This window comes from Streptomyces lienomycini, from assembly GCF_027947595.1.
In the GTDB taxonomy this organism is placed as follows: domain Bacteria; phylum Actinomycetota; class Actinomycetes; order Streptomycetales; family Streptomycetaceae; genus Streptomyces; species Streptomyces lienomycini.
The window spans coordinates 796,478-816,656 of sequence record NZ_CP116257.1 but is presented as its reverse complement, the minus strand read 5'-3'; the positions used below and the strand labels follow the sequence as shown (position 1 = coordinate 816,656).

Annotated in this window: 22 protein-coding genes and 1 pseudogene; 7 read left to right on the top strand and 16 right to left on the bottom strand. The window is 72.6% G+C overall.

The window, feature by feature from the left end; all coding sequences use genetic code 11:
• Positions 1-45: 45 nt before the first annotated feature.
• Entirely contained in the window at positions 46-657 is a 612-nt protein-coding gene (locus BJ961_RS03975; protein ID WP_003948568.1) for a response regulator transcription factor, read from the bottom strand.
• Positions 658-1,055: 398 nt separating this feature from the next.
• Here BJ961_RS03975 and BJ961_RS03970 point away from each other — a divergent pair, with 398 nt between their 5' ends.
• Positions 1,056-1,391, top strand: a complete 336-nt coding sequence (locus BJ961_RS03970) for a WhiB family transcriptional regulator (protein ID WP_271319911.1) — start codon at positions 1,056-1,058, stop codon at positions 1,389-1,391.
• Positions 1,392-1,461: 70 nt separating this feature from the next.
• On the opposite strand, the gene BJ961_RS03965 is transcribed toward BJ961_RS03970, so the two are convergent.
• Positions 1,462-2,382 (bottom strand): LysR family transcriptional regulator, encoded by a 921-nt coding sequence (locus BJ961_RS03965; protein WP_271319910.1) that lies wholly within the window; start codon positions 2,380-2,382, stop codon positions 1,462-1,464.
• Between the two features lie 80 nt (positions 2,383-2,462).
• Between BJ961_RS03965 and BJ961_RS03960 the strand changes: the two genes are divergently transcribed.
• Together BJ961_RS03960 and BJ961_RS03955 are read left to right on the top strand one after the other, a co-directional pair.
• Positions 2,463-3,146 carry an MOSC domain-containing protein gene (locus BJ961_RS03960; RefSeq protein WP_271319909.1) on the top strand — a complete coding sequence of 228 codons (684 nt, stop codon included), beginning with the start codon at positions 2,463-2,465 and terminating at the stop codon, positions 3,144-3,146.
• A gap of 54 nt (positions 3,147-3,200) precedes the next feature.
• A complete protein-coding gene (locus BJ961_RS03955) occupies positions 3,201-3,974 on the top strand; it encodes an SDR family NAD(P)-dependent oxidoreductase (RefSeq protein WP_271319908.1) in 774 nt (257 codons plus the stop codon).
• Positions 3,975-4,346: 372 nt separating this feature from the next.
• On the opposite strand, the pseudogene BJ961_RS36105 reads toward BJ961_RS03955, so the two are convergent.
• Positions 4,347-4,535: pseudogene (locus tag BJ961_RS36105) on the bottom strand (contact-dependent growth inhibition system immunity protein); the annotation flags it as partial.
• A gap of 439 nt (positions 4,536-4,974) precedes the next feature.
• Between BJ961_RS36105 and BJ961_RS03950 the strand changes: the two are divergent.
• Entirely contained in the window at positions 4,975-5,289 is a 315-nt protein-coding gene (locus BJ961_RS03950; protein ID WP_271319907.1) for a hypothetical protein, read from the top strand.
• A gap of 341 nt (positions 5,290-5,630) precedes the next feature.
• A complete protein-coding gene (locus BJ961_RS03945) occupies positions 5,631-6,791 on the top strand; it encodes a hypothetical protein (protein ID WP_271319906.1) in 1,161 nt (386 codons plus the stop codon).
• Between the two features lie 224 nt (positions 6,792-7,015).
• Here the strand turns inward: BJ961_RS03945 and groL are convergent, their stop codons facing one another.
• The 4 genes from groL to BJ961_RS03925 form a co-directional block, all read right to left on the bottom strand.
• Entirely contained in the window at positions 7,016-8,641 is a 1,626-nt protein-coding gene (gene groL, locus BJ961_RS03940; RefSeq protein ID WP_271319905.1) for a chaperonin GroEL, read from the bottom strand.
• A gap of 143 nt (positions 8,642-8,784) precedes the next feature.
• Positions 8,785-9,093 carry a co-chaperone GroES gene (groES, locus tag BJ961_RS03935; RefSeq protein ID WP_003974211.1) on the bottom strand — a complete coding sequence of 103 codons (309 nt, stop codon included), beginning with the start codon at positions 9,091-9,093 and terminating at the stop codon, positions 8,785-8,787.
• Between the two features lie 319 nt (positions 9,094-9,412).
• A complete protein-coding gene (locus BJ961_RS03930; protein ID WP_271319904.1) occupies positions 9,413-10,147 on the bottom strand; it encodes a polysaccharide deacetylase family protein in 735 nt (244 codons plus the stop codon).
• The gene (locus tag BJ961_RS03925) at positions 10,144-11,103 is read right to left on the bottom strand and encodes a polysaccharide deacetylase family protein (protein ID WP_271319903.1); all 960 of its coding nucleotides are present in this window, start codon (positions 11,101-11,103) and stop codon (positions 10,144-10,146) included. The genes BJ961_RS03930 and BJ961_RS03925 overlap by 4 nt, the downstream gene beginning before the upstream one ends.
• A 90-nt stretch (positions 11,104-11,193) precedes the next feature.
• On the opposite strand from BJ961_RS03925, the gene BJ961_RS03920 reads away from it, so the two are divergent.
• Positions 11,194-12,375, top strand: a complete 1,182-nt coding sequence (locus tag BJ961_RS03920) for a THUMP-like domain-containing protein (protein WP_381157938.1) — start codon at positions 11,194-11,196, stop codon at positions 12,373-12,375.
• On the opposite strand, the gene BJ961_RS03915 is transcribed toward BJ961_RS03920, so the two are convergent.
• The 8 genes from BJ961_RS03915 to tsaB all read right to left on the bottom strand — a co-directional run bounded on the left by BJ961_RS03915 (position 12,372) and on the right by tsaB (position 19,079).
• A complete protein-coding gene (locus BJ961_RS03915) occupies positions 12,372-13,628 on the bottom strand; it encodes an RNA polymerase sigma factor (protein ID WP_271319901.1) in 1,257 nt (418 codons plus the stop codon). The genes BJ961_RS03920 and BJ961_RS03915 overlap by 4 nt on opposite strands.
• Positions 13,629-13,711: 83 nt before the next feature.
• The gene (locus BJ961_RS03910) at positions 13,712-14,065 is read right to left on the bottom strand and encodes a YciI family protein (RefSeq protein ID WP_271319900.1); all 354 of its coding nucleotides are present in this window, start codon (positions 14,063-14,065) and stop codon (positions 13,712-13,714) included.
• A 112-nt stretch (positions 14,066-14,177) separates the two neighbouring features.
• On the bottom strand, positions 14,178-15,215 hold the full coding sequence (locus BJ961_RS03905; RefSeq protein ID WP_271319899.1) for an LCP family protein: 1,038 nt from the start codon (positions 15,213-15,215) through the stop codon (positions 14,178-14,180).
• Positions 15,216-15,357: 142 nt separating this feature from the next.
• The gene (locus BJ961_RS03900) at positions 15,358-16,419 is read right to left on the bottom strand and encodes a LacI family DNA-binding transcriptional regulator (protein ID WP_271319898.1); all 1,062 of its coding nucleotides are present in this window, start codon (positions 16,417-16,419) and stop codon (positions 15,358-15,360) included.
• A gap of 84 nt (positions 16,420-16,503) precedes the next feature.
• Positions 16,504-16,776 (bottom strand): hypothetical protein, encoded by a 273-nt coding sequence (locus tag BJ961_RS03895; protein ID WP_271319897.1) that lies wholly within the window; start codon positions 16,774-16,776, stop codon positions 16,504-16,506.
• The gene (gene tsaD / locus BJ961_RS03890) at positions 16,773-17,894 is read right to left on the bottom strand and encodes a tRNA (adenosine(37)-N6)-threonylcarbamoyltransferase complex transferase subunit TsaD (RefSeq protein WP_271319896.1); all 1,122 of its coding nucleotides are present in this window, start codon (positions 17,892-17,894) and stop codon (positions 16,773-16,775) included. The genes BJ961_RS03895 and tsaD overlap by 4 nt, the downstream gene beginning before the upstream one ends.
• Positions 17,887-18,372: a ribosomal protein S18-alanine N-acetyltransferase gene (gene rimI / locus BJ961_RS03885; RefSeq protein WP_271416954.1), complete on the bottom strand. Its 486-nt coding sequence runs from the start codon at positions 18,370-18,372 to the stop codon at positions 17,887-17,889. Before rimI ends, tsaD begins: the two co-directional genes overlap by 8 nt.
• Before the next feature lie 53 nt (positions 18,373-18,425).
• On the bottom strand, positions 18,426-19,079 hold the full coding sequence (gene tsaB / locus BJ961_RS03880) for a tRNA (adenosine(37)-N6)-threonylcarbamoyltransferase complex dimerization subunit type 1 TsaB (protein WP_271319895.1): 654 nt from the start codon (positions 19,077-19,079) through the stop codon (positions 18,426-18,428).
• A 202-nt stretch (positions 19,080-19,281) separates the two neighbouring features.
• Between tsaB and BJ961_RS03875 the strand changes: the two genes are divergently transcribed.
• Entirely contained in the window at positions 19,282-19,836 is a 555-nt protein-coding gene (locus BJ961_RS03875; RefSeq protein ID WP_271319894.1) for a hypothetical protein, read from the top strand.
• A gap of 40 nt (positions 19,837-19,876) precedes the next feature.
• Here BJ961_RS03875 and BJ961_RS03870 read toward each other — a convergent pair whose 3' ends face one another.
• The gene (locus BJ961_RS03870) at positions 19,877-20,053 is read right to left on the bottom strand and encodes a hypothetical protein (RefSeq protein WP_271319893.1); all 177 of its coding nucleotides are present in this window, start codon (positions 20,051-20,053) and stop codon (positions 19,877-19,879) included.
• Positions 20,054-20,179: the final 126 nt, after the last annotated feature.

Here is a 20,179-nt window from a genome sequence, read left to right as displayed (position 1 = left end):
CCTCGCGTCCCCGACGGGCCTCTTCGGCCTCCACACGGGGTGCTCCTAGCGGACCAGGCCCCACCGGAAGCCGAGCGCCACCGCGTGCGCCCGGTCCGAGGCGCCGAGCTTCTTGAAGAGCCGACGGGCGTGGGTCTTGACGGTGTCCTCGGAGAGGAACAGCTCGCGGCCGATCTCCGCGTTGGAGCGGCCGTGGCTCATGCCTTCCAGGACCTGGATCTCACGCGCGGTGAGCGTGGGCGCGGCACCCATCTCGGCCGAGCGCAGCCGGCGCGGGGCGAGCCGCCAGGTCGGGTCGGCGAGCGCCTGCGTCACGGTGGCGCGCAGTTCGGCGCGCGAGGCGTCCTTGTGCAGGTAGCCGCGGGCACCGGCGGCGACCGCGAGGGCCACGCCGTCCAGGTCCTCGGCGACGGTGAGCATGATGATGCGCGCACCGGGGTCGGCGGACAGCAGCCGCCGGACGGTCTCGACGCCGCCCAGGCCGGGCATGCGCACGTCCATCAGAATCAGGTCCGAGCGGTCGGCACCCCAGCGGCGGAGGACTTCCTCGCCGTTGGCGGCCGTCGTCACGCGCTCGACGCCGGGCACGGTCGCGACCGCGCGGCGCAGCGCCTCTCGGGCAAGCGGGGAGTCGTCGCAGACGAGGACGGAAGTCATGGCCGTCCTCCGCAGCTCTTGCGCGTCACGTTGAGCCTCCAGGCTGGTACGAAATCGTCACCTGTGCGGTCGACCGTCCCGGACGCCCGCCCGAGCACTTGTTCCTTCAACCGCCTCCGCACTCTCAACGATGGTCACTCGAAAGAGTTACGGGGCTGTGTGTCGTCTTCGGCACTCTACGTGAGGGGGCGGCCACGCAGCAGACATGCGCGTCGGACCCGCGCCGTTTCATCACAAGCGGTGCCCCATTCAGCCGCTTTTCTTCCACTTTGCTGGTGTCTGAGGCTAGATTCGCAATGAGTCATATTTTCATCTCCTTAGATGGTAGTTGTACGGTCGTGGGTGCTGGGCCGCTGCATCTCCCACGTCCACCCATATCGGCAACAAGGGGTCACGCAATGGCAGATTTCTCCCGCCTTCCCGGACCGAACGCGGACCTGTGGGACTGGCAGCTCCTGGCTGCGTGCCGCGGAGTGGACAGCTCGCTCTTCTTCCATCCGGAGGGCGAACGCGGTGCGGCGCGGAGTGCTCGCGAGAACTCGGCCAAGGAGGTCTGCATGAGGTGCCCGGTCCGCGCCGAGTGCGCGGCGCACGCGCTGGCGGTGCGCGAGCCGTACGGCGTGTGGGGCGGGCTGACCGAGGACGAGCGGGAAGAGCTGATGGGACGGGCCCGCAACCGCCTGGTGGCGGCGGCATCGGCGTCGGCCGGCGGGGACGCGGCCACGCCCCACTGACTGAAGGAACGTTTCTCCGATGGGAAACCGACGGAGCGGAACCGACTGAAGGGTGCTCGCGTGCAGGCGATCAGCGTGCCGCGGGCTGGCGCGCGCCCGCCCGGGCCAGCTCGTCCAGGGTGGCCGCCACCGCCGGCACCTGGGCCAGGTCGGGGAGGGTGAGCGCCACGATCTCCCGTCGTACGGCCGGCTCCAGCGCGACCGTGCGCACACCCCGGGGCCGTACGGACTCGACGGCGAGCTGGGGCAGGACGGCCACCCCCAGTCCCGCGCCGACCAGGCCGACCACCGCCGGGTAGTCGTCGGTCGCGAAGTCGATGCGCGGGGTGAAACCGGCCCCTTCGCACACCTCGACGAGCTGGCCGCGGCAGCGCGGGCAGCCCGCGATCCAGGCCTCCCTGGCCAGCTCCCCGATGGCCACGGACCCGTCCGGTTCCGTACGGGCGAGCCGGTGCGCCTCGGGCACCAGCGCCACCAGCCGGTCGGTGAGCAGCGGGCGTACCACGAGGTCGTCCCACTCCTCCGCGCCCGCCGCTCCCTCGTAGCGGAAGGCGAGCGCCACGTCGCAGTCGCCCTCGCGCAGCAGCTCGACGGAGTTCGGCGGCTCGGCCTCCTCCAGGAAGACCCGGGTGCCGGGGTGCGCGGCGCGCAGCGCGGCCAGCGCGGTCGGTACGAGGGTGGAGCTGCCGCTGGGGAAGGAGACCAGCCGGACCCGCCCGGCGCGCAGCCCGGCGATCGCGGCGACCTCCTCCTCGGCGGCCGTGAGCCCGGCGATGATCCCCGCGGCGTGCCGCACCAGCGCCTCGCCGGCCTGGGTCAGCCGCATCTCGCGCCCGGTGCGCACGAGCAGGGGGGTGCCGACGGAGGACTCCAGCGCCTTCATCTGCTGGCTGACGGCGGGCTGGGTGCAGCCCAGCTCGCGCCCGGCGGCGGAGAAGGAACCGGTCGATGCCACGGCGCGCAGCACGCGGAGATGACGAGCCTCGATCACACCTCCGAGGATAAGTGACTCTTTGGCCGGACCGCGAATAATGCGTCGACGCTTTGACCAGGGTGTCCTACCGTTCTCCCATGGACCACCCCGCCACGAAGCTCCTGTCCGTCAACCTGGGCCGCGCCCGGGCCGTGCCGTACACGGACCAGCCCGAGGGGGTCACCGGCATCGACAAGCGTCCGGCCGACGGACCCGTGCGGGTGGGGGTGCCGGGGGCGGCGGGCTTCGGGGCGAGCGGCCTGGCCGGCGACACGGTGTGCGACACCCGGCACCACGGCGGCGCGGACCAGGCGGTGTACGCGATGGCGCGCGAGGACATGGACGACTGGGAACGCGAACTGGGCCGTCCGCTGCCGAACGGCGCGTTCGGCGAGAACCTCACCACCACCGGCCTGGACCTCTCCGGCGCGCTCATCGGCGAGCACTGGCGGGTCGGCCCTCGGCTGCTCCTGGAGGTGACGTCCGGACGCATTCCCTGCCGCACCTTCCAGGGCCACATGGGTGAGCCGCGCTGGGTGAAGCGCTTCATGGAGAAGGGCGCGTCGGGCGCGTACTTCCGTGTCCTGGAGCCCGGCGAGATCCGGGCGGGCGACGCGGTGCGGATCGTGCACCGGCCCGCCCACGAGGTGACGGTGGCCCTGCAGTTCCGCGCGGTGACGACCCAGCGGGAGCTGCTCCCCCGGCTGCTCGCGGCCGGCGCGGCGCTGCACGGCGAGGCGCTGGCGACGGCACGGAAGTACGTGGCGGAGTACGGCGCCTGAGCGAAGCGGACCTGCCCGGTCCGGAGGCGTGTCCCGGCGCCCTAACCTTGCGCCATGACAACGGCATTGATTACGGGATCGACGGCGGGCCTCGGGGCCGCGTTCGCGCGCCGGCTCGCGGCCGACGGGCACGACCTGGTGCTGGTGGCCCGCGACACCGAGCGGCTGCGCGAGCAGGCGACCGAGCTGCACGACCGGCACGGCATCGAGGCGGAGGTGCTGACGGCGGACCTGTCGACGGACGCCGGCATCGACGCGGTGGCCGCCCGGCTGGGGGACCGCAGGAACCCCGTCGACCTGCTGATCAACAACGCCGGCTTCGGCAACAAGGGCCGTTTCCTCGAGGTCCCCATGGCCGACGAGCTGACCATGCTCAAGGTGCACTGCGAGGCGGTGCTCCGGCTGACCTCGGCGGCGGTGGAGGCGATGCGGGAGCGGGGCCGCGGCGGCGTCGTCAACGTGGCCTCGGTCGCCGCCTTCGTCCCGCGCGGCACCTACGGCGCCTCCAAGGCGTGGGTCGTGCAGTTCACCCAGGGCGTGGCGAAGGACCTGGCCGGCAGCGGCGTACGCCTGATGGCCCTCGCCCCCGGCTTCGTGCGCACCGAGTTCCACCAGCGCGCCGGCATGGGCACGGACAACATCCCGAACTGGATGTGGCTCGACGCGGACAAGGTCGTCACCGCCGCCCTGGCGGACCTCTCCCGCGGCAAGTCCCTGTCCATCCCCGACCCCCGCTACAAGACCCTGATGGGCGCGGCGAAGCTGGTCCCGCGGGGGCTGCTGGGCGGGATCACGTCGCGGACGGGGCGGAAGTACGGGCCGCGGTAAGGACGCGGGCCGGCGCGGGGAGCAACCGTGCCCACAGGACGGTCGCTCCTCGACCGCACACCCGCCCGATCCCTCCGGACCGACTGCTGTGCGTGCGGACCATCCGGCCGATGTCGTTGTGAAGGAGCCGGCCGACGGACTGCCCCACCTGTCCTGGTCCGTCCTGCCCTGGGAACAAGGCAGCATGAACCGGGCGTCCACGCTGCCGTCGGTCATCCGCCGAGGGAAGCGAGCGCGGAGGCGACCGTCGCCGGTCGCGAGGCAGAGAGCTGACACGACAGCACGGGCCACTATGGTGCGGCGATCCTTCGGCGGATCGATTCGAGCCACTTCCGCAGGGACATCCCTCTCGGCGGCAGGGTCCTCCGAGTCGGCTTCGCCGACGTACTCGTCCAGAGCCTCTTCGCGGGACGCGTAGAGGTAGGAGAAGTCCTGGTGGAAGTAGGCGCCGAGCAACTGCCCGAGAGAGGGGAAGCGCTCATTCCATTCCCAGGCGGACGCCGATACGGTTGACGACCTTGACAATCTGGGTACCAAGGACTGGTGTACGCGCCATAACATGCGAGTGGACGCATATGTCCTGTGCCTTCCCTGAGGGCCTGGATGCAGGCCAACCGCGGCAAAGCAGACGGTCGTCATCCGGTGCGGTCGGCAGATGAATTCATTGCGGCACAACGGCGCAAACTGCTGAAGGCCGCGGGCTACGAAACCAGTAGTGCCGAAGCCGATAAAGCTCGTCGGTCACTCCGGCTGGCTCTCGAAGGAGCAGCCGTCCGGGAACACCGTATGGAGTCGTCCGTACTTGGACAGTGGTTGACCCACTTTCAGGAGGCCGTCACCACTGTCGCCCACGCCCTCGACGAAAGCCGCCCCACACACGACTATCGAAACAGCGCTGCCCCTGGGTGGACGGGTCTTCAACCGTCTCGCAGACCTGACAGAGGTACTCGCTGACTCGGGCACCGACGTCAGTCTGACCTGGAGTTCGCCGTACAACGGTGTGCGTGCCTCCCGCCTCGGCTCAAGAAACGCCCAGCGGTGCCGGGACGCGCTGCGCGCGGCGCAGCCCGAGGAACACTCGGAGCGGTTGGCGGGCAGACTCGTCGGCGGCAGCATGCTGCGGGGAACGGTGGAGATCGAGACGGCCGACCGGGGCGTCATCACGGCGCGCGTGGATCACGAAATCACCAGCCTGCTGAGTGCCTACGCGAACCGCCGGATCACCGCCGAGGTCCTCGTGTCAACCGTCCGCTCGCCGCACGGGCGCGAGCACCACAGCTATGTCGTACTCTATCTGGCCCTGCACACAAGCTGACTGTCCGCCCAACGCCTCGGGCACCGGTTGCACCGGGTCGGCGAGGCCGGTCAGTGTGCGTGCGATGTGGTCGGCCACGATGCCGCCTACGCCGCAGTCGACCGTCACCCGAACGTGTGGTCTACCCCCGTCTGCTCCCTGGCGAGGTGCCCGTTCGACTTAGCGTCGGGTGGCTGCGCCCGCAGCGGGCGGGAGGTCGCAGGTTTCGGCGAGGGAGAGGGCGGCATCGCGTGAACGCGGGCACTGGTGACGGGGACGAGCTGTTCGTCGACGGTTCCGACAGGGGGCGTACGGACAGGGTGAAGGCGGGACGTGGTGCGGTGACCGGCGGGGGGACGGTGATGTTCTCCGACGCTACCGGCGGTGGGAGCGGGCCGGCGTCGGCGGTCCCGGCCCCGGCCCCGGCCCCGGGCCACCGTCCCGGCATCGCCGGTGCCCGGGCTGCCTCCGTCCCTCGCGCTCGGCCCACCCCGCACCCCGGGCCCGACGGCGTCCCCGCCAAGCCCCGGAAGGCGCGGAAGGCGGGGCAGTGGGCGAAGGTCGCGCAGCGCATCGTGCCGGAGGATCTCCAGCCCGAGGTGCTGCGCGTGGAGCTGACCGAGCTCGGGGACGCGTTCCGTGCGTACCAGCGGCGGCCCGAACCGGACCTCGCCGCACTCGCCGAACTCCACGACCGCAAGGCCGCCGCCTTCGCCCGGTGGGCGGACGCCACGGGCGACGAGACCCTGCGGGAGGAGGCGGACCGGGCCGCGGCGGCCGCGGGGACCACGCGCGAGATGCACACCAACCGCCTCGGCGTCCCGGTGGGCCCGGACGGGCCGGTGGTCGAGCGGTTGCTGACCCGGGGGCAGGGCGTCCACGCCCGCAAGGTGCTGGAGCACCTCCGGATCGCATCCCCGCTGCCCGGGGCCGAGGCGCGGCTCACGGTGCTGATGCTCACCCTGCGGGCCGCACGCGCCGGTATCGGTAACGTCACCGGGCAGGACCTCGGCGGATGGTTGCAGGGCGACGCCGAGCGGGTGCTCCAGGAACTGGTCGACGTGGGCTGGCTGCTGCTGCCGGAGGACGTCACCGCCGACGACGCGCTGACGTCCCGGCCCGAGGAACCCACCCAGATCACGGTGCCCACGCTGATTCCCACGCAGCCCCGCCCGTTCTTCTTCGGCAAGGTCACCCGGGCGCGGCTCTCGGGGTGGGCGCAGAAGGTGGTGGGCGACCGGAAGCTGCGGAAGAAGAAGGCGGGGGCTGCCACCAGGCTCCTCGCGGTGTACACCGCGGCCCACAGCCGTCCCGACGGGTGCCTCGCGGACGTCGGCGAGGACGCCGGTCTGGCGCTGGACGAGGTCGCCCGGTTCTGCGGTGTGCGGTCCGATGACGTTGCCGGGCACGTCGGACTGCTGGTCGCCGCCGGCTGGCTCGCGGAGGAGGGGACGGACACCGCCGACGGGCGGCTGCGGGGGCGGCTCGCCGAGCGGGTACTGCCGCTGAGCGGGCTGCTGTGACGGCTCGTCGCTGAGGTTCGTCGGGGAAATCGCCCCGCCAGGGGCGGGACGGCACTGCGCGACCGGCCATGACGGCGCCGCACCCGGCAACGAACCCGACGGGGCAGACGCCGGCCGGCACGGGCAGCCGATCCGGCACGGGCACCAGAACCGGCACCTGAAAAGAACGGTGCCCGGCCCCCCGCAGGGGACCGGGCACCGTTCGGCTCAGCTCAGCGCAGCGCTCAGTGGGCGTGGCCGTGGCCGTGGCCCGCGGCGGCCGGCTCTTCCTCTTCCTTCTTCTCGACGACCAGGGTCTCGGTCGTCAGGAGGAGGGAGGCGATGGACGCGGCGTTCTCCAGGGCGGAGCGGGTGACCTTCACCGGGTCGATGACGCCGGCCTTGACCAGGTCGCCGTACTCGCCGGTGGCGGCGTTGAAGCCCTGGCCCTTGTCGAGCTCGGCGACCTTGGAGGTGATGACGTAGCCCTCCAGGCCGGCGTTCTCGGCGATCCAGCGCAGCGGCTCGACGGCGGCGCGGCGGACGACCGCGACACCGGTGGCCTCGTCGCCGGTCTTGCCGAGGTTGCCCTCGAGGACCTTGACGGCGTGGACCAGCGCGGAGCCACCACCGGAGACGATGCCCTCCTCGACCGCGGCGCGGGTCGCGGAGATGGCGTCCTCCAGACGGTGCTTGCGCTCCTTCAGCTCCACCTCGGTGGCGGCGCCGACCTTGATCACGCACACGCCGCCGGCCAGCTTCGCGAGGCGCTCCTGGAGCTTCTCGCGGTCCCAGTCGGAGTCCGTGTTCTCGATCTCGGCCTTGATCTGGGCGATGCGGCCCTGGACCTCGTCGCGCTTGCCGGCACCGTCGACGATCGTGGTGTCGTCCTTGGTGACGGTGATGCGGCGGGCGGTGCCGAGCACCTCGAGGCCGACCTGGTCGAGCTTGAGGCCGACCTCCTCGGAGATGACGGTGGCGCCGGTGAGGACGGCCATGTCCTGCAGCATCGCCTTGCGGCGGTCGCCGAACCCGGGGGCCTTGACGGCCACCGCGTTGAAGGTGCCGCGGATCTTGTTGACGACGAGGGTGGAGAGCGCCTCGCCCTCCAGGTCCTCGGCGATGATCAGCAGCGGCTTCGAGGCGTTCGCCTGGATGACCTTCTCCAGCAGCGGCAGCATGTCCGCGATGGAGGAGATCTTGCCCTGGTTGATCAGGATGTACGGGTCGTCGAGGACGGCCTCCATGCGCTCCTGGTCCGTCACGAAGTACGGCGACAGGTAGCCCTTGTCGAAGGCCATGCCCTCGGTGAAGTCCAGCTCCAGACCGAAGGTGTTGGACTCCTCGACGGTGATGACACCGTCCTTGCCGACCTTGTCCATCGCCTCGGCGATCAGCTCGCCGACCTGCTGGTCCTGGGCGGACAGCGCGGCCACGGCGGCGATGTCGGACTTCTCGTCGATCGGGCGGGCGGTGGCGAGGAGGTCCTCGGACACGGCGGCGACGGCCGCGTCGATGCCCTTCTTCAGCAGCGCCGGGGAAGCACCGGCGGCGACGTTGCGCAGGCCCTCGCGCACCAGCGCCTGGGCGAGCACGGTCGCGGTGGTGGTGCCGTCACCCGCGATGTCGTTGGTCTTGGTCGCCACCTCCTTCACCAGCTGGGCGCCGAGGTTCTCGTACGGGTCCTCGACCTCGACCTCACGGGCGATGGTCACACCGTCGTTGGTGATGGTGGGGGCGCCGAACTTCTTGTCGATGACGACGTTGCGGCCCTTGGGGCCGATCGTCACCTTCACCGTGTCGGCAAGCTTGTTGACGCCGCGCTCGAGGGCGCGACGGGCGTCCTCGTCGAACTTCAGGATCTTCGCCATGGGAGCGTGAGCCCTCTTCCGGAAATCTTGGGGTTATACGGCACTGCGCCCCCGGCGCCCGGCTTCTTGGTGGTAGCGGGAGTCAGGGGCGCAGCAGAAATACAAGGTGCTTCGGTGAAGCGAAGCGAAGCAGGGAACTGCTTCTACTTCTCGACGATCGCGAGCACGTCGCGGGCCGAGAGGACGAGGTACTCCTCGCCGTTGTACTTCACCTCGGTGCCGCCGTACTTGCTGTAGAGCACGACGTCGCCGACGCTGACGTCGAGCGGAAGACGGTTGCCGTCCTCGAAGCGGCCCGGGCCCACGGCCAGGACGACGCCCTCCTGGGGCTTCTCCTTGGCGGTGTCCGGAATGACCAGGCCCGAAGCCGTGGTCTGCTCGGCGTCGAGCGGCTGGACCACAATGCGGTCCTCGAGCGGCTTGATGGCAACCTTGGAGCTGGTGGTCGTCACGATCCGACCTCCCCCTTCGGAGATCTCACGGGGTTAACTGTCTGAGGTGGCGACCAGGTGGATCCGTCGTCGCGGGTGCCGGACCTGCCCGTCGCGTAGTTGGCACTCTCCAGTGGGGAGTGCCAGAGCCGAGACTATGACTGTGGTTAGCACTCGGTCAAGCGGAGTGCCAATGCCGGCGGCGCGTCGGTGGAGATTTCGGGTGAACGCCGGTTTGTGGAGGCACCCTGCGTCGGTGCCGGGCTCGCTGGGGGCTGCCGCCCCCAGGCCCCCGCTTCGGCCTGGACGGCCTCGTCCTCAAACGCCGGACGGGCTGCGATCACAGGTAGCTTTCCAGGTCGCCCACCCGCAGCCCCTGCTCCTCGATCGTCCTCAGCAGACGTTCCGTGCGCGCCGCCAGGTTCGCGGCGGTCGGGTCGTCCGGGTCGACGGCCACGATGTCGCCGGGGTGCAGGCGGTGCTCGCCGCGGGTGTAGGCGAGGTCGCCGCGGGCGTCGAGGGTGGCACGCCACAGGACGACGGCGGTGATGCCGCAGTCGGCGGCGGCGCGCAGGGTCGTGGTGTCGTACGTGCCGTGCGGCGGGCGGAAGAGGTGGGCGCGGACGCCGAAGCGGGACCTGAGCTTGGTCTGCTGGCCGCAGATCTCGGCGCGCTGGCCGGCGCGGGGCAGGCCGCGCAGGGAGCGGTGTTCGAGGGTGTGGTTCTGCAGGCTCGCGCCGAACGGGCGCAGCCGGGCCAGTTCGGCGTACGCCGGTCCCGCGACGTCGTCGGTGAGGAAGAGGGTGACCGGAAGCCGGCGTGCGCGGATCAGGGCGGTGAGGGCGGGTGCGCGTTCGGCGCTGTCGTCGTAGGTGAGGAAGACGACCGGGTCGGTGGTGCGGACGTGGTCCACGACGGGCGGCAGGGTCCGGCCCCGGTCGGCGTCCTGGGCGGGCTCCCCCGCCGCCGCCCGGCCGACGGGGGCGGTGGGACGGGCGCAGCCGGTCAGCGGGAGCAGCGGAAGCAGGAGGGCGGCCAGGGCGGCGCCGGCCGGGCCGAACCGCCCTCGGCTCACAGGTAGTCCTCCAGGCGGGCCACCGCGTACCCCTCGGCGGTGACGCGGTCCAGGAAGCGGCGGACCATGTCGGTCATGGTGCCGTCCCAGTCGTCGGTGCCCCGGAAGTGGGTGAGGACGATGTCGCCGGGGTGCAGGTCCTGGTCCCACTCGCGGTACTCCCAGTGGTCGACGTACACCTCCTCGCTCCAGATCGGGGCGTACTCGATGCCGCACGACTTGGCGGCGCGCAGGGTGTCGTGGTTGTAGTTGCCGAAGGGCGGGCGGAAGAGCGTGGGGCGCTTGCCGTAGTGCTTCTCCATCACGTCCTGCATGCCGCAGATCTCCCGCTTCTGGTCCTCGTAGGAGAGCCCGGGGAGGTAGGGGTGGCTCAGGGTGTGGTTGTTGAGGGTGATGCCCTGGGCCTGCATCTTCTTGAAGTAGCCGTAGTCGTCCTTGATCTCCTCGTCGGTGAGGAAGACGGTGTACGGGACCTTCAGCTCGCTCATCATCTTCAGGAACGCCGGGTCCTTCTCGGCGCCGTCGTCGATGGTGAGGAAGACGATCTTCTCCTCGGTGGGGACCGTGGTGAAGACGGGCGGGAGGTTCTCGGTCTCCTGGCCGTCCACCTCGAAGCCCTCGCGGGCTTTGATCTCCGGCTTCTTCGCCGGGGGCGCGGGGGCGGTCAGCGGGACCTTGTCGAGCTTCCAGCGCTTGGCGGCGGCGACCAGGGCGGCGCGGGCCTCGCGGGCCTTGGCGGCGCCGTCCACCGCGCGGGCCGGAGGTGCGCCGGGAGCCTGCTGGCCGGCCGCGCCCCGTACGTCGGGGGCCTCGTCCTGGGCGCAGCCGGCGGCTAGGACTGCGACGGCGAGGGCGAGGGCGGCGGTGACGGTCGCTCCGCGTCTGCGGAGTACGGGGCGGGGTGTCCGAAGCACGCACTGCGCCCGACTTTTGTCATTTTGTACGACTGCTCGCATGGTGCGGGATCCTCGCAGTCCCCGGCCGTCGAACCCGGCCCGACACCGCGCCGGAGGCACACCGTCCACCGACTGGCCCACAATGACCCGGTGACCGACCTCGACTTCCTCCTCACTCCCGAAGGCCGCGCCCTCCTCGACGAGGTGCGTGACACCGACCCCGCGCGGGAGTTGGCGGTCGCCACCCGGCTGCGGCGCGCGCACCCCGCCGAGCTGGTGTCGGCGGCGCTCGGGCAGGCGCGGCTGCGGCAGCGGGCGGTGGCGAAGTTCGGGGCCGAGGACGCCGGGCGGATGTTCTTCACGCCGAACGGGGTGGAGCAGTCGACGCGGGCGAGCGTGGCGACGTACCGGGCCGAGTGCCTCCGGGCGCTCGGGGTGCGGTCCGTGGCGGACCTGTGCTGCGGGATCGGCGGCGACGCGATCGCGTTCGCCCGCGCCGGCATCCGGGTCCTCGCCGTCGACCGCGACCCGGTCACCGCCGCGGCGGCCCGCGCCAACACCGACGCGCTCGGCCTCGCCGAGCTGATCGAGGTGCGCGAGGCGGACGTGACGGAGGTGGACACGGGCGCGTATGACGCGGTGTTCGTCGATCCGGCACGGCGCTCCTCCAAGCGCGGCCGGATCTTCGACCCGGAGGCGTACTCCCCTCCCCTGTCCTGGGCCGTGTCCGCCGCGCTCGGGGCGCCGCTCGGCCTGCTGAAGATCGCGCCGGGTATTCCGCACGAGGCGATCCCCCCGGAGGCGACGGCCGAGTGGGTCTCGGACGGCGGGGACGTCAAGGAGGCCGTGCTGTGGTTCGGCCCGGACGTGACGCCGGGGGCGCGGCGGGCGACGCTGCTGCCCTCCGGGGCGGGGATCTACGCGACGCCCGCGACCATGCTGCCGGACCCCGAAGCCCGCCCGGTCGGGAGGTACCTGTACGAGCCGGACGGCGCCGTCATCCGCGCCCACCTGGTCGCCGAGGTCGCCGCGGACCTGGACGGCGGGCTGATCGACGCGACCATCGCGTACGTCACCGGGGACGACCTGCGGCCCACGCCGTACGCCACCGCGTACGAGATCACCGACGTGATGCCGTTCAACGTCAAGAAGCTGAAGGCGCTGCTGCGGGAGCGCGGGGTCGGCACGCTGACCGTGAAGAAGCGGGGGTCGGCGGTCGAGCCGGAGGAGTTGCGGAAGAAGGTCAGACCGCAGGGGCCGAACGCCGCGACCGTGTTCCTGACGCGGGTCGCGGGGGCGCCGACGATGCTGATCGGGCACCCGGCACGTTAATCGGTCGCCTCCCGCGCCCGGCGCCGCAGGAGTGCGCTTTCGCGGGCGTTGCGGGTCAGGGTGGCGGCCCGTTCGAACTCCTCGCGGGCCTCCGCCGTGCGGCCCAGGCGGAGCAGGAGGTCGCCGCGGACGCTGGGGAGCAGGTGGTAGTCGCGCAGGGCCGGTGCGGCGGCGAGGGCGTCGACGAGGGCCAGGGCGGGGGCCGGGCCCTCGGCCATCGAGACGGCGACCGCCCGGTTGAGTTCCACCACCGGGGACGGTGTGCGGGCGGCGAGCAGGCCGTAGAGCACGGCGATGCGCGGCCAGTCGGTCTCCTCGTAGGTGGGGGCCGTCGCGTGGCTGGCGGCGATCGCGGCCTGGAGGACGTACGGGCCGGGGCCGCCTGGGCCGGTGGTGGCGTGGGCGTGGTCGAGGGCGGTGATGCCGCGGGCGACGAGCAGGCGGTTGAAGCGGTGGCGGTTCTGGTCCTTCAGCAGGACCGGCTCGCCGTCGGGGGCGGTGCGGGCCGCGGTGCGGGAGGACTGGAACTCCAGCAGCGCGGCCAGGCCGTGGACCTCGGGTTCCTTGGGCATCAGGGCGGCAAGGACGCGGGCCAGGCGCAGGGCGTCCTCGCACAGGGCGGGGCGGAGCCAGTCGTCGCCGGCGGTGGCCGCGTAGCCCTCGTTGAAGATCAGGTAGATGACCTCCAGGACCGAGCCGAGTCGGGCCTCGCGGTCCGGCCCGTACGGCACCTCGAAGGCCACGTTCTTCCTGGCCAGGGTGCGTTTGGCGCGGACGATGCGCTGCGCGACCGTGGGTTCGGGGACGAGGCGGGCGCGGGCGATCTCGGGGGTGGTCAGGCCGCCGAGCAGGCGGAGGGTGAGGGCGATGCGGGCCTCGGCGGACAGCACCGGGTGGCAGGCGGTGAAGACCAGCCGCAGCAGGTCGTCGTCGATGTCCTCCGGGTCGGCGGGCTCCTCGGGCGCGGGCGCCGAGGCGGGCAGCTCGCGGCCGATCTCCGCGAGCTTGCGGGCGTAGTTCTCCCGGCGCCGGACCAGGTCGACGGCGCGGCGGCGGGCGATGGTCATGAGCCAGGCGCCCGGATTGTCGGGCACGCCGTCCCGGGGCCACTGCTCCAGGGCCGCGACCAGGGCGTCCTGGGTGAGTTCCTCGGCGATGCCGACGTCCCGGACGATCCGGGCGACGCCGGCGATCACGCGGGGCGACTCCAGCCGGAAGACGGTTTCGAGGGCTGCGGTGGGTTGCGGCTGCACAGCCCACCATGCAACACCCTCGGGCCGCCGGGGCACAGCGGAACTCGGCGCTCTGCGGCGGCTCTCCGGCCGGGTTCTCCGCCTCAGCCCTCCATCAGCTCCCGCACCTCGCAGGTCACCGTCCAGTGCTCCTCGTGGACCTTCAGGAAGCGCTTGGTCCACTCGACGGCCTCGGCCCGGTCCTTGGCCTGGAGGAGGGCGTAGCCGCCGACGACCTCCTTGGACTCGGTGAAGGGGCCGTCGGTGACGGAGAGCTGTCCGCCCTCGTAGTGGACGCGGGTGCCCTGGGCGGTCGGGGTCAGCCCGGCCGTGTCGAGCAGGACACCGGCCTTGGTCATCTCCTCCATCAGCTTCTCCATCCGCTGCATCAGCTCGGGGCTGGGGCCGGCGGGGGTGTCGGACTCCTCGATGCGGATGAGCGACAGGTAGCGGGGCATGGTGGCTCCTCGGGGTGGTCGGCGGCCGGGGTTCCTCCCGGCCTCTCACCCCTTGCGTCGAACGGGCACGCCGTGGATCGACACCTGCCGCCCCCTCGCCCGAAGAAATTCCTCAGCGCAGGGATCTCCACAGGTCGGCGGCGTCCGGCTGGTCCGCCACCACCCGGTTGGGGTCGGAGGGCGCGGGGAGGACCGGCATCGTCACGGTGCGCACGTCGTCCGCGGCGAGGCCCACGATGCTGCGGCCGAGGGTCGTCAACTCGCCCAGCGAGTCGAGGCCGGTGTCGGTGGTGAGGCTGCCGGTGAGCGCGTCGGCGACCTGGTAGAGCCGCGCGGGGTCGGTGAGCAGGTCGGTGGCGGAGACCTGCTCGAGGAGCGCCTTGACCAGGTTCTGCTGGAGCCCTATCCGGGCGAGGTCGCTGCCGCCCTCCAGCCCGTAGCGGGTGCGGGCCAGCCCGAGGGCCTCGGTGCCGTCGAGGTGGTGGGTGCCGGCGTCCAGGTGCAGGTGGCTCTTGTCGTCGTCGATGTCCACGTCCGTGGTGACCGTGACCCCGCCGAGCGCGTCGACCAGACCGGCGAAGCCCGAGAAGTCGATCTCCAGGTAGTGGTCCATGCGGACGCCGGTGAGCGACTCGACGGTCTTCACCGCGCAGACCGGACCGCCCAGTTCGTAGGCGGTGTTGAACATGGCGCCGCTCGCCTCCCGGGTCGTGCCGCCGGACGGCAGCGGGCAGGACGGGCGGTCGACGAGGGTGTCGCGGGGGATGCTGACGACGGTGGCGGCGGTGCGGCCGGCGTCGAGGTGGACGACCATCGCCGTGTCGGACCGGGCGCCCCCGCTGTCGCCGCCGCCGAGTGCCTGGTTCTGCTCGCCGCCGCGCGAGTCGGAGCCGAGGACGAGGATGTTCAGGGCTCCGGTGGGCACCGGGGACGCGGAGGGCGAGGCGGAGGGGACGGTGGCGGGGCGGGCGGGCCGGTCGTCGCCGAGCGCGCCGTTGATGTCGACGCTTCTGATGTTGCCGTTCAGGTGCCAGTAGGCCCAGCCCGCCGCGGCACATCCGAGCAGCAGGGCGCCCGCCAGGGCCAGGCCCGCCGCTCTCAGCCCCTTCGAGCGCCCGCCCCGCCCGCCCTGCCCGCCCCGCGCCGCCATGCGTCAGCCCCCGCCCGTGCCGTACCGTCCGCGTCCCCGTCCGGATGCCCGCCGGAAGGAACATAAGTCCGAATTGTTGAAACGGGAACACGCGGGTCGGGCTTCTGCGGAAATTCTCAGACTTCGGGGACCGCCGCGTCCCTCAGACGGTCCGGGGCGACCGGGGCGCGGCCGTACTGCTGCGCACCTCCAGGCTGGTGGCCAGCTCCACCCGGGTCGCCGACGGGGAGCCGTCGTCCCGCCCGAGGTCCAGGACCAGCCGCGCCGCGGCCTCGGCCATCTCCATCAGCGGCTGCCGTACGGTCGTCAGCGGCGGCCCCACCCAGCGGGCCACCGGCAGGTCGTCGAAGCCGACCACGCTCAGGTCCTCCGGGATGCGCAGCCCCAGCTCGCGGGCGGCCTCGTACAGGCCGAGCGCCTGGAGGTCGTTGCCCGCGAAGACGGCGGTCGGCCGGTCCGGGCGGCGCAGCAGTTCCAGGCCCTGCCGGTAGCCGGCCTCGTGGTGGAAGTCGCCGGTCACGATCAGGTCGGGGTCGACGGGCAGCCCCGCCGTCTCCAGGGCGGCCCGGTAGCCGTCGACGCGGGCGCGGCTGCACATCATGCGGGTGGGCCCGCTGATCGCGCCGATGCGGGTGTGGCCGAGGTCGACCAGGTGCCGGGTGGCGGCGAGTCCGCCCTGCCAGTTGGTGGCGCCGATGGACGGCACGTCGGCGCCCGGGTCGCCGGCCGGGTCCATCACCACGAACGGGATGGAGCGGCTGGTGAGCAGGGCCCGCTGGGACTCGTCGAGGCCGGACAGGACGAGGATCACGCCGTGCGGCCGGCGGGCGGCGACCTGGTCGGCCCAGGTGCGGCCCGGGGTGAGGCGGCCCGCGCTCTCGGAGAGCACGACGCTGAGCCCGGTGTCCCGCGCCACGTTCTCCACGCCCCGGATGACCTCCATCGCCCAGGCGCTCTCCAGCTCGTGGAAGACCAGGTCGATCAGGGGCGAACGGCTCGATTCGGCACGCCTGCGCCGGTAGCCGTGGGCGCGCAGCAGATCCTCCACCCGGGCCCGGGTCGACGGGGCGACGTCGGCGCGGCCGTTGAGCACCTTCGAAACAGTCGGCGCCGACACACCGGCCTCACGCGCGATCTCGGCGAGGGTCGCGGTCTGCGCGGACCGCTTTTGCGTCCGGGTTTCAGCGGGCTGCGGGGATGTCATGGCGGCGATCGTAACCCCATGCGGCTCCCTGACGCAGGGGCCGGTGAACCGGGACCCCTCAAAACATTCGACATGAAGAACGAATCATTCGGTTCGGGGGTCGTCGTTCCCGACCGACTCGAACCGCCACCGGTGCACCGCCCGCGTGACCAGTCCCCCGTCCGGTTCGGGCAGCTCCGGGACGTCGGCGTCGTACGCGGCGTCCCACCAGGTGATGACGAGGACGCGGTCCTGCGGGGCCCGCAGGGTCTCCCGGCGCAGGGGGCGGCGGGGAAGCTCCTGCCGACGCGCCCAGGCCAGCAGCTCCTCGCCCCGGCCCGCGACGGCCCGCGCCTCCCACATCAGCGCGACGGTCACGAGTACAGGTTCTCCTTGCTCACTTCGTGAACGTGGTCGTGGCCGTGGTGGCTGTGCGTGGGGGCGCGGCCGGGGACGTGCGGTTCCGTCACCGGGAGGGAGGAGTCGGCCGAGAGGTCCCAGTCGGAGGCGGCCCGGTTGCGGGCGACCATCTCGGCGCCGAGCGCGGCGACCATCGCGCCGTTGTCCGTGCACAGCTTGGGGCGGGGCACCCGCAGCCGGATGCCCGCCGCCTCGCAGCGCTCCTGGGCCAGGGCCCGCAGCCGGGAGTTGGCGGCCACGCCGCCGCCGATCATCAGGTGGTCGACGCCCTCGTCCTTGCAGGCCCGCACCGCCTTGCGGGTCAGCACGTCCACGACCGCCTCCTGGAAGGAGGCCGACACGTCGCGCACCGGCACGTCCTCGCCCGCCGCCCGCTTCGCCTCGATCCAGCGGGCCACGGCCGTCTTCAGGCCGGAGAAGGAGAAGTCGTACGCCGCGTCGCGCGGGCCGGTCAGACCGCGCGGGAAGGCGATGGCGTTCGGGTCGCCCTCGCGCGCGTACCGGTCGATGACCGGGCCGCCGGGGAAGCCCAGGTTCAGCACCCGGGCGATCTTGTCGAAGGCCTCGCCGGCCGCGTCGTCGATGGTGGCGCCGAGGGGGCGGACGTCGGAGGTGATGTCCGTGGACAGCAGCAGGGAGGAGTGCCCGCCGGAGACCAGCAGGGCCATCGTCGGCTCGGGCAGCGCGCCGTGTTCGAGCTGGTCGACGCAGATGTGCGAGGCGAGGTGGTTGACGCCGTAGAGGGGCTTGCCGAGCGCGTAGGCGTACGCCTTCGCCGCCGAGACGCCGACCAGCAGGGCGCCCGCGAGGCCGGGGCCCGCGGTGACGGCGACGCCGTCGAGGTCGCGGGCGCTCACCCCCGCTTCCTCGAGGGCGCGCTCGATGGTGGGCACCATCGCCTCCAGGTGGGCGCGGCTGGCCACCTCCGGGACGACGCCGCCGAAGCGGGCGTGCTCGTCGACGCTGGACGCGACGGCGTCCGCCAGCAGGGTGGTGCCGCGCACGACACCGACGCCGGTCTCGTCGCAGGAGGTCTCGATCCCCAGGACGAGGGGCTCGTCGCGTGAGTCAGCCATGGTTGTCGGTTCCTCGTTCGGTTCCCGGTACGGAGGTGGAGGGGTCGGTCAGGCGCATCACCAGGGCGTCCACGTTGCCCGGCTGGTAGTAGCCGCGTCTGAAGCCGATGGGCTCGAAGCCGAAGCGCTCGTAGAGGCGCTGGGCGCGGGTGTTGTCGACCCGGCACTCCAGGAGCACCTCGGTGCACTCGAAGTCGGTCGCGGCGCGCAGCAGTTCGGTCAGCAGCCGGGCGCCGAGTCCGGAGCCCCAGTGGTCGCGGGCGACGGCGATGGTCTGCACGTCGGCCTGCTCGCCGGAGGTGACCAGGCCCGCGTAGCCGACGACGCGGCCGTCCTCCTCGGCGACCAGGTACCGCCGGGTCGCCCCGGGGCCGCGCGCGTGGGCCAGCTCGGACCAGAACATCCCCCGCGACCAGGCGTCCTCCGGGAACAGCTCCCGCTCCATGCGGAGCACGGGGTCGATGTCCCACCAGCGCATCTCGCGCAGTGCGGCGGACGTGGACCGGGCGGGGCCGGAAGTGGCTGACTCGGTCACTTGGGGGTGACCACCTTGTAGTTCTTGGGGACCTGGGCGTCGGGCCTGCGCAGGTACAACGGCCGGGGCGCGGGCAGCTCCTCCCCCGCCGCCAGCCGCTCGGCGGCCAGCCGGGCCAGGGCGGCGGCGGACACGTGCTCGGGCTCGTGGGCCCGGGGGAAGGTGTCAGGGTAGAGCAGGGCGCCGGCGCCGACGGCCGGGAGCCCGGCCACCTGCTCGGCGATGTCGGCGGGGCGGTCCACCGCGGGGTCGGTGAGGCGGGTGCGGGAGTCGGCGTACCGCGCCCAGTAGACCTCCTTGCGGCGGGCGTCGGTCGCCACGACGAAGGGGCCCTCCAGGTCGGCGGCGCGGGCGAGGCCGTCCAGCGTGCACACGCCGTACACGGGCACGCCGAGCGCGAGCCCGAAGGTGTCCGCGGTCATCAGGCCGACGCGCAGCCCCGTGTACGGGCCGGGGCCGGTACCGGCGACGACGGCGGTGACGGCGTCGAGGCGCTGACCGGCTTCGGTGAGCACCCGGTCGACGGCGGGCAGCAGCAGCTCACCGTGCCGGCGTGCGTCCACCTGGCTCGACGAGGCGATGACGTCCGTACCGTCGTGCAGCGCGACGGTCACGGCGGGCGTGGCGGTATCCAGAGCGAGCAAGAGCACGCAAACAGCCTACGGCGCCGCACGGCCCGTGTCGGACGCCCGGTTCCGGTCCCCGGCGAAGGACGGCGGCCCCGCCCGCCCGGTCCGTGTCGCGCCCCGCGTTCGCCCGCTCACGTACTGCTACCGTCGCCGGAGCGGGCGCCCGACGGGCGACGCACGAGCACGAGCACGAGGCACGCGTACGACGACGAGGTGGTCGCCAGTGGCAAGCAGCAGCGCCGGTATCGTCACCGGCCTCACCGCGGCCGCCCTCGTCACGGTGGGCGTCCTCGCACACCAGGCGTCCGTCGCCGCACCGGCCGGTCCCGAGCGGCCCCGGGCGAGCAGCACGCCCGCGCCGGGCGCCCCCAAGGCGCCGCGCGACCGGCGCCACCCCGACGCCCTCCCGGCGGGGTCCGGGACGGGTGAGCGGGTGGTGTACTCGGTCGACGACGACCGCGTGTGGCTGGTGGGGTCCGGGAACAGGGTGCGGCGCACCTTCCGGGTCACGCCCAGCACGGTCGACCCGGCGCCCGGCGCCTACACCGTCACGTCCCGCTCCAACCGGGTCACCGGGTCCGACGGCGTGCCCGTCGAGCACGTGGTGCGCTTCGCCACCGCGCAGGGCGTGGCGATCGGGTTCAGCGCGGCGGTCGACGGCTCGACGGCGAAGCCGGACCCGGACGAGCGCACCGGCGGCGTCCGCACGTCACGCGCGGACGGCGAGGCGATCTGGCGTTTCGCGACGATCGGGCAGCAGGTCGTCGTCGTCCCCTGACGCCGCACCGGCGGCGTCGGTGTCCCACGGCCTCGGTGCCTCAGGCGGCCTCGCGGTGGGTCCGGACGGGCCGGCACGCCTCCGGTTCGGGAGCGGGCGGCGGGGTCGAGACCGCCGCGGCCGCGGCGCAGGACGCGAGCAGGTCGCGCATCGACACCCCGGCGGGCGCGGGCGACTGGGGCCTCGGGCGGGCCTGCGGCTGGCTCTTCTCCGGCATGGACGCCTCCTGAAGGTCGGGGGCGGGCGCAGTAAGGCATGCCTAACTACGTGCTGGATACCATGTGACCACGGGCACGACCTCGAAAGCAATATTTTGCCGACGCCCTGTCGGAAAATCCCGCGC

Bases quoted from the DNA above. Each gene is read 5' to 3' on its own strand.
- BJ961_RS03975 (WP_003948568.1), bottom strand. From the start codon at position 657: ATGACTTCCGTCCTCGTCTGCGACGACTCCCCGCTTGCCCGAGAGGCG.
- BJ961_RS03970 (WP_271319911.1), top strand. From the start codon at position 1,056: ATGGCAGATTTCTCCCGCCTTCCCGGACCGAACGCGGACCTGTGGGAC.
- BJ961_RS03960 (WP_271319909.1), top strand. From the start codon at position 2,463: ATGGACCACCCCGCCACGAAGCTCCTGTCCGTCAACCTGGGCCGCGCC.
- BJ961_RS03955 (WP_271319908.1), top strand. From the start codon at position 3,201: ATGACAACGGCATTGATTACGGGATCGACGGCGGGCCTCGGGGCCGCG.
- BJ961_RS03945 (WP_271319906.1), top strand. From the start codon at position 5,631: ATGTTCTCCGACGCTACCGGCGGTGGGAGCGGGCCGGCGTCGGCGGTC.
- groL (WP_271319905.1), bottom strand. From the start codon at position 8,641: ATGGCGAAGATCCTGAAGTTCGACGAGGACGCCCGTCGCGCCCTCGAG.
- BJ961_RS03925 (WP_271319903.1), bottom strand. From the start codon at position 11,103: ATGCGAGCAGTCGTACAAAATGACAAAAGTCGGGCGCAGTGCGTGCTT.
- BJ961_RS03910 (WP_271319900.1), bottom strand. From the start codon at position 14,065: ATGCCCCGCTACCTGTCGCTCATCCGCATCGAGGAGTCCGACACCCCC.
- BJ961_RS03905 (WP_271319899.1), bottom strand. From the start codon at position 15,215: ATGGCGGCGCGGGGCGGGCAGGGCGGGCGGGGCGGGCGCTCGAAGGGG.
- BJ961_RS03900 (WP_271319898.1), bottom strand. From the start codon at position 16,419: ATGACATCCCCGCAGCCCGCTGAAACCCGGACGCAAAAGCGGTCCGCG.
- tsaD (WP_271319896.1), bottom strand. From the start codon at position 17,894: ATGGCTGACTCACGCGACGAGCCCCTCGTCCTGGGGATCGAGACCTCC.
- rimI (WP_271416954.1), bottom strand. From the start codon at position 18,372: ATGCGCTGGTGGGACATCGACCCCGTGCTCCGCATGGAGCGGGAGCTG.
- BJ961_RS03870 (WP_271319893.1), bottom strand. From the start codon at position 20,053: ATGCCGGAGAAGAGCCAGCCGCAGGCCCGCCCGAGGCCCCAGTCGCCC.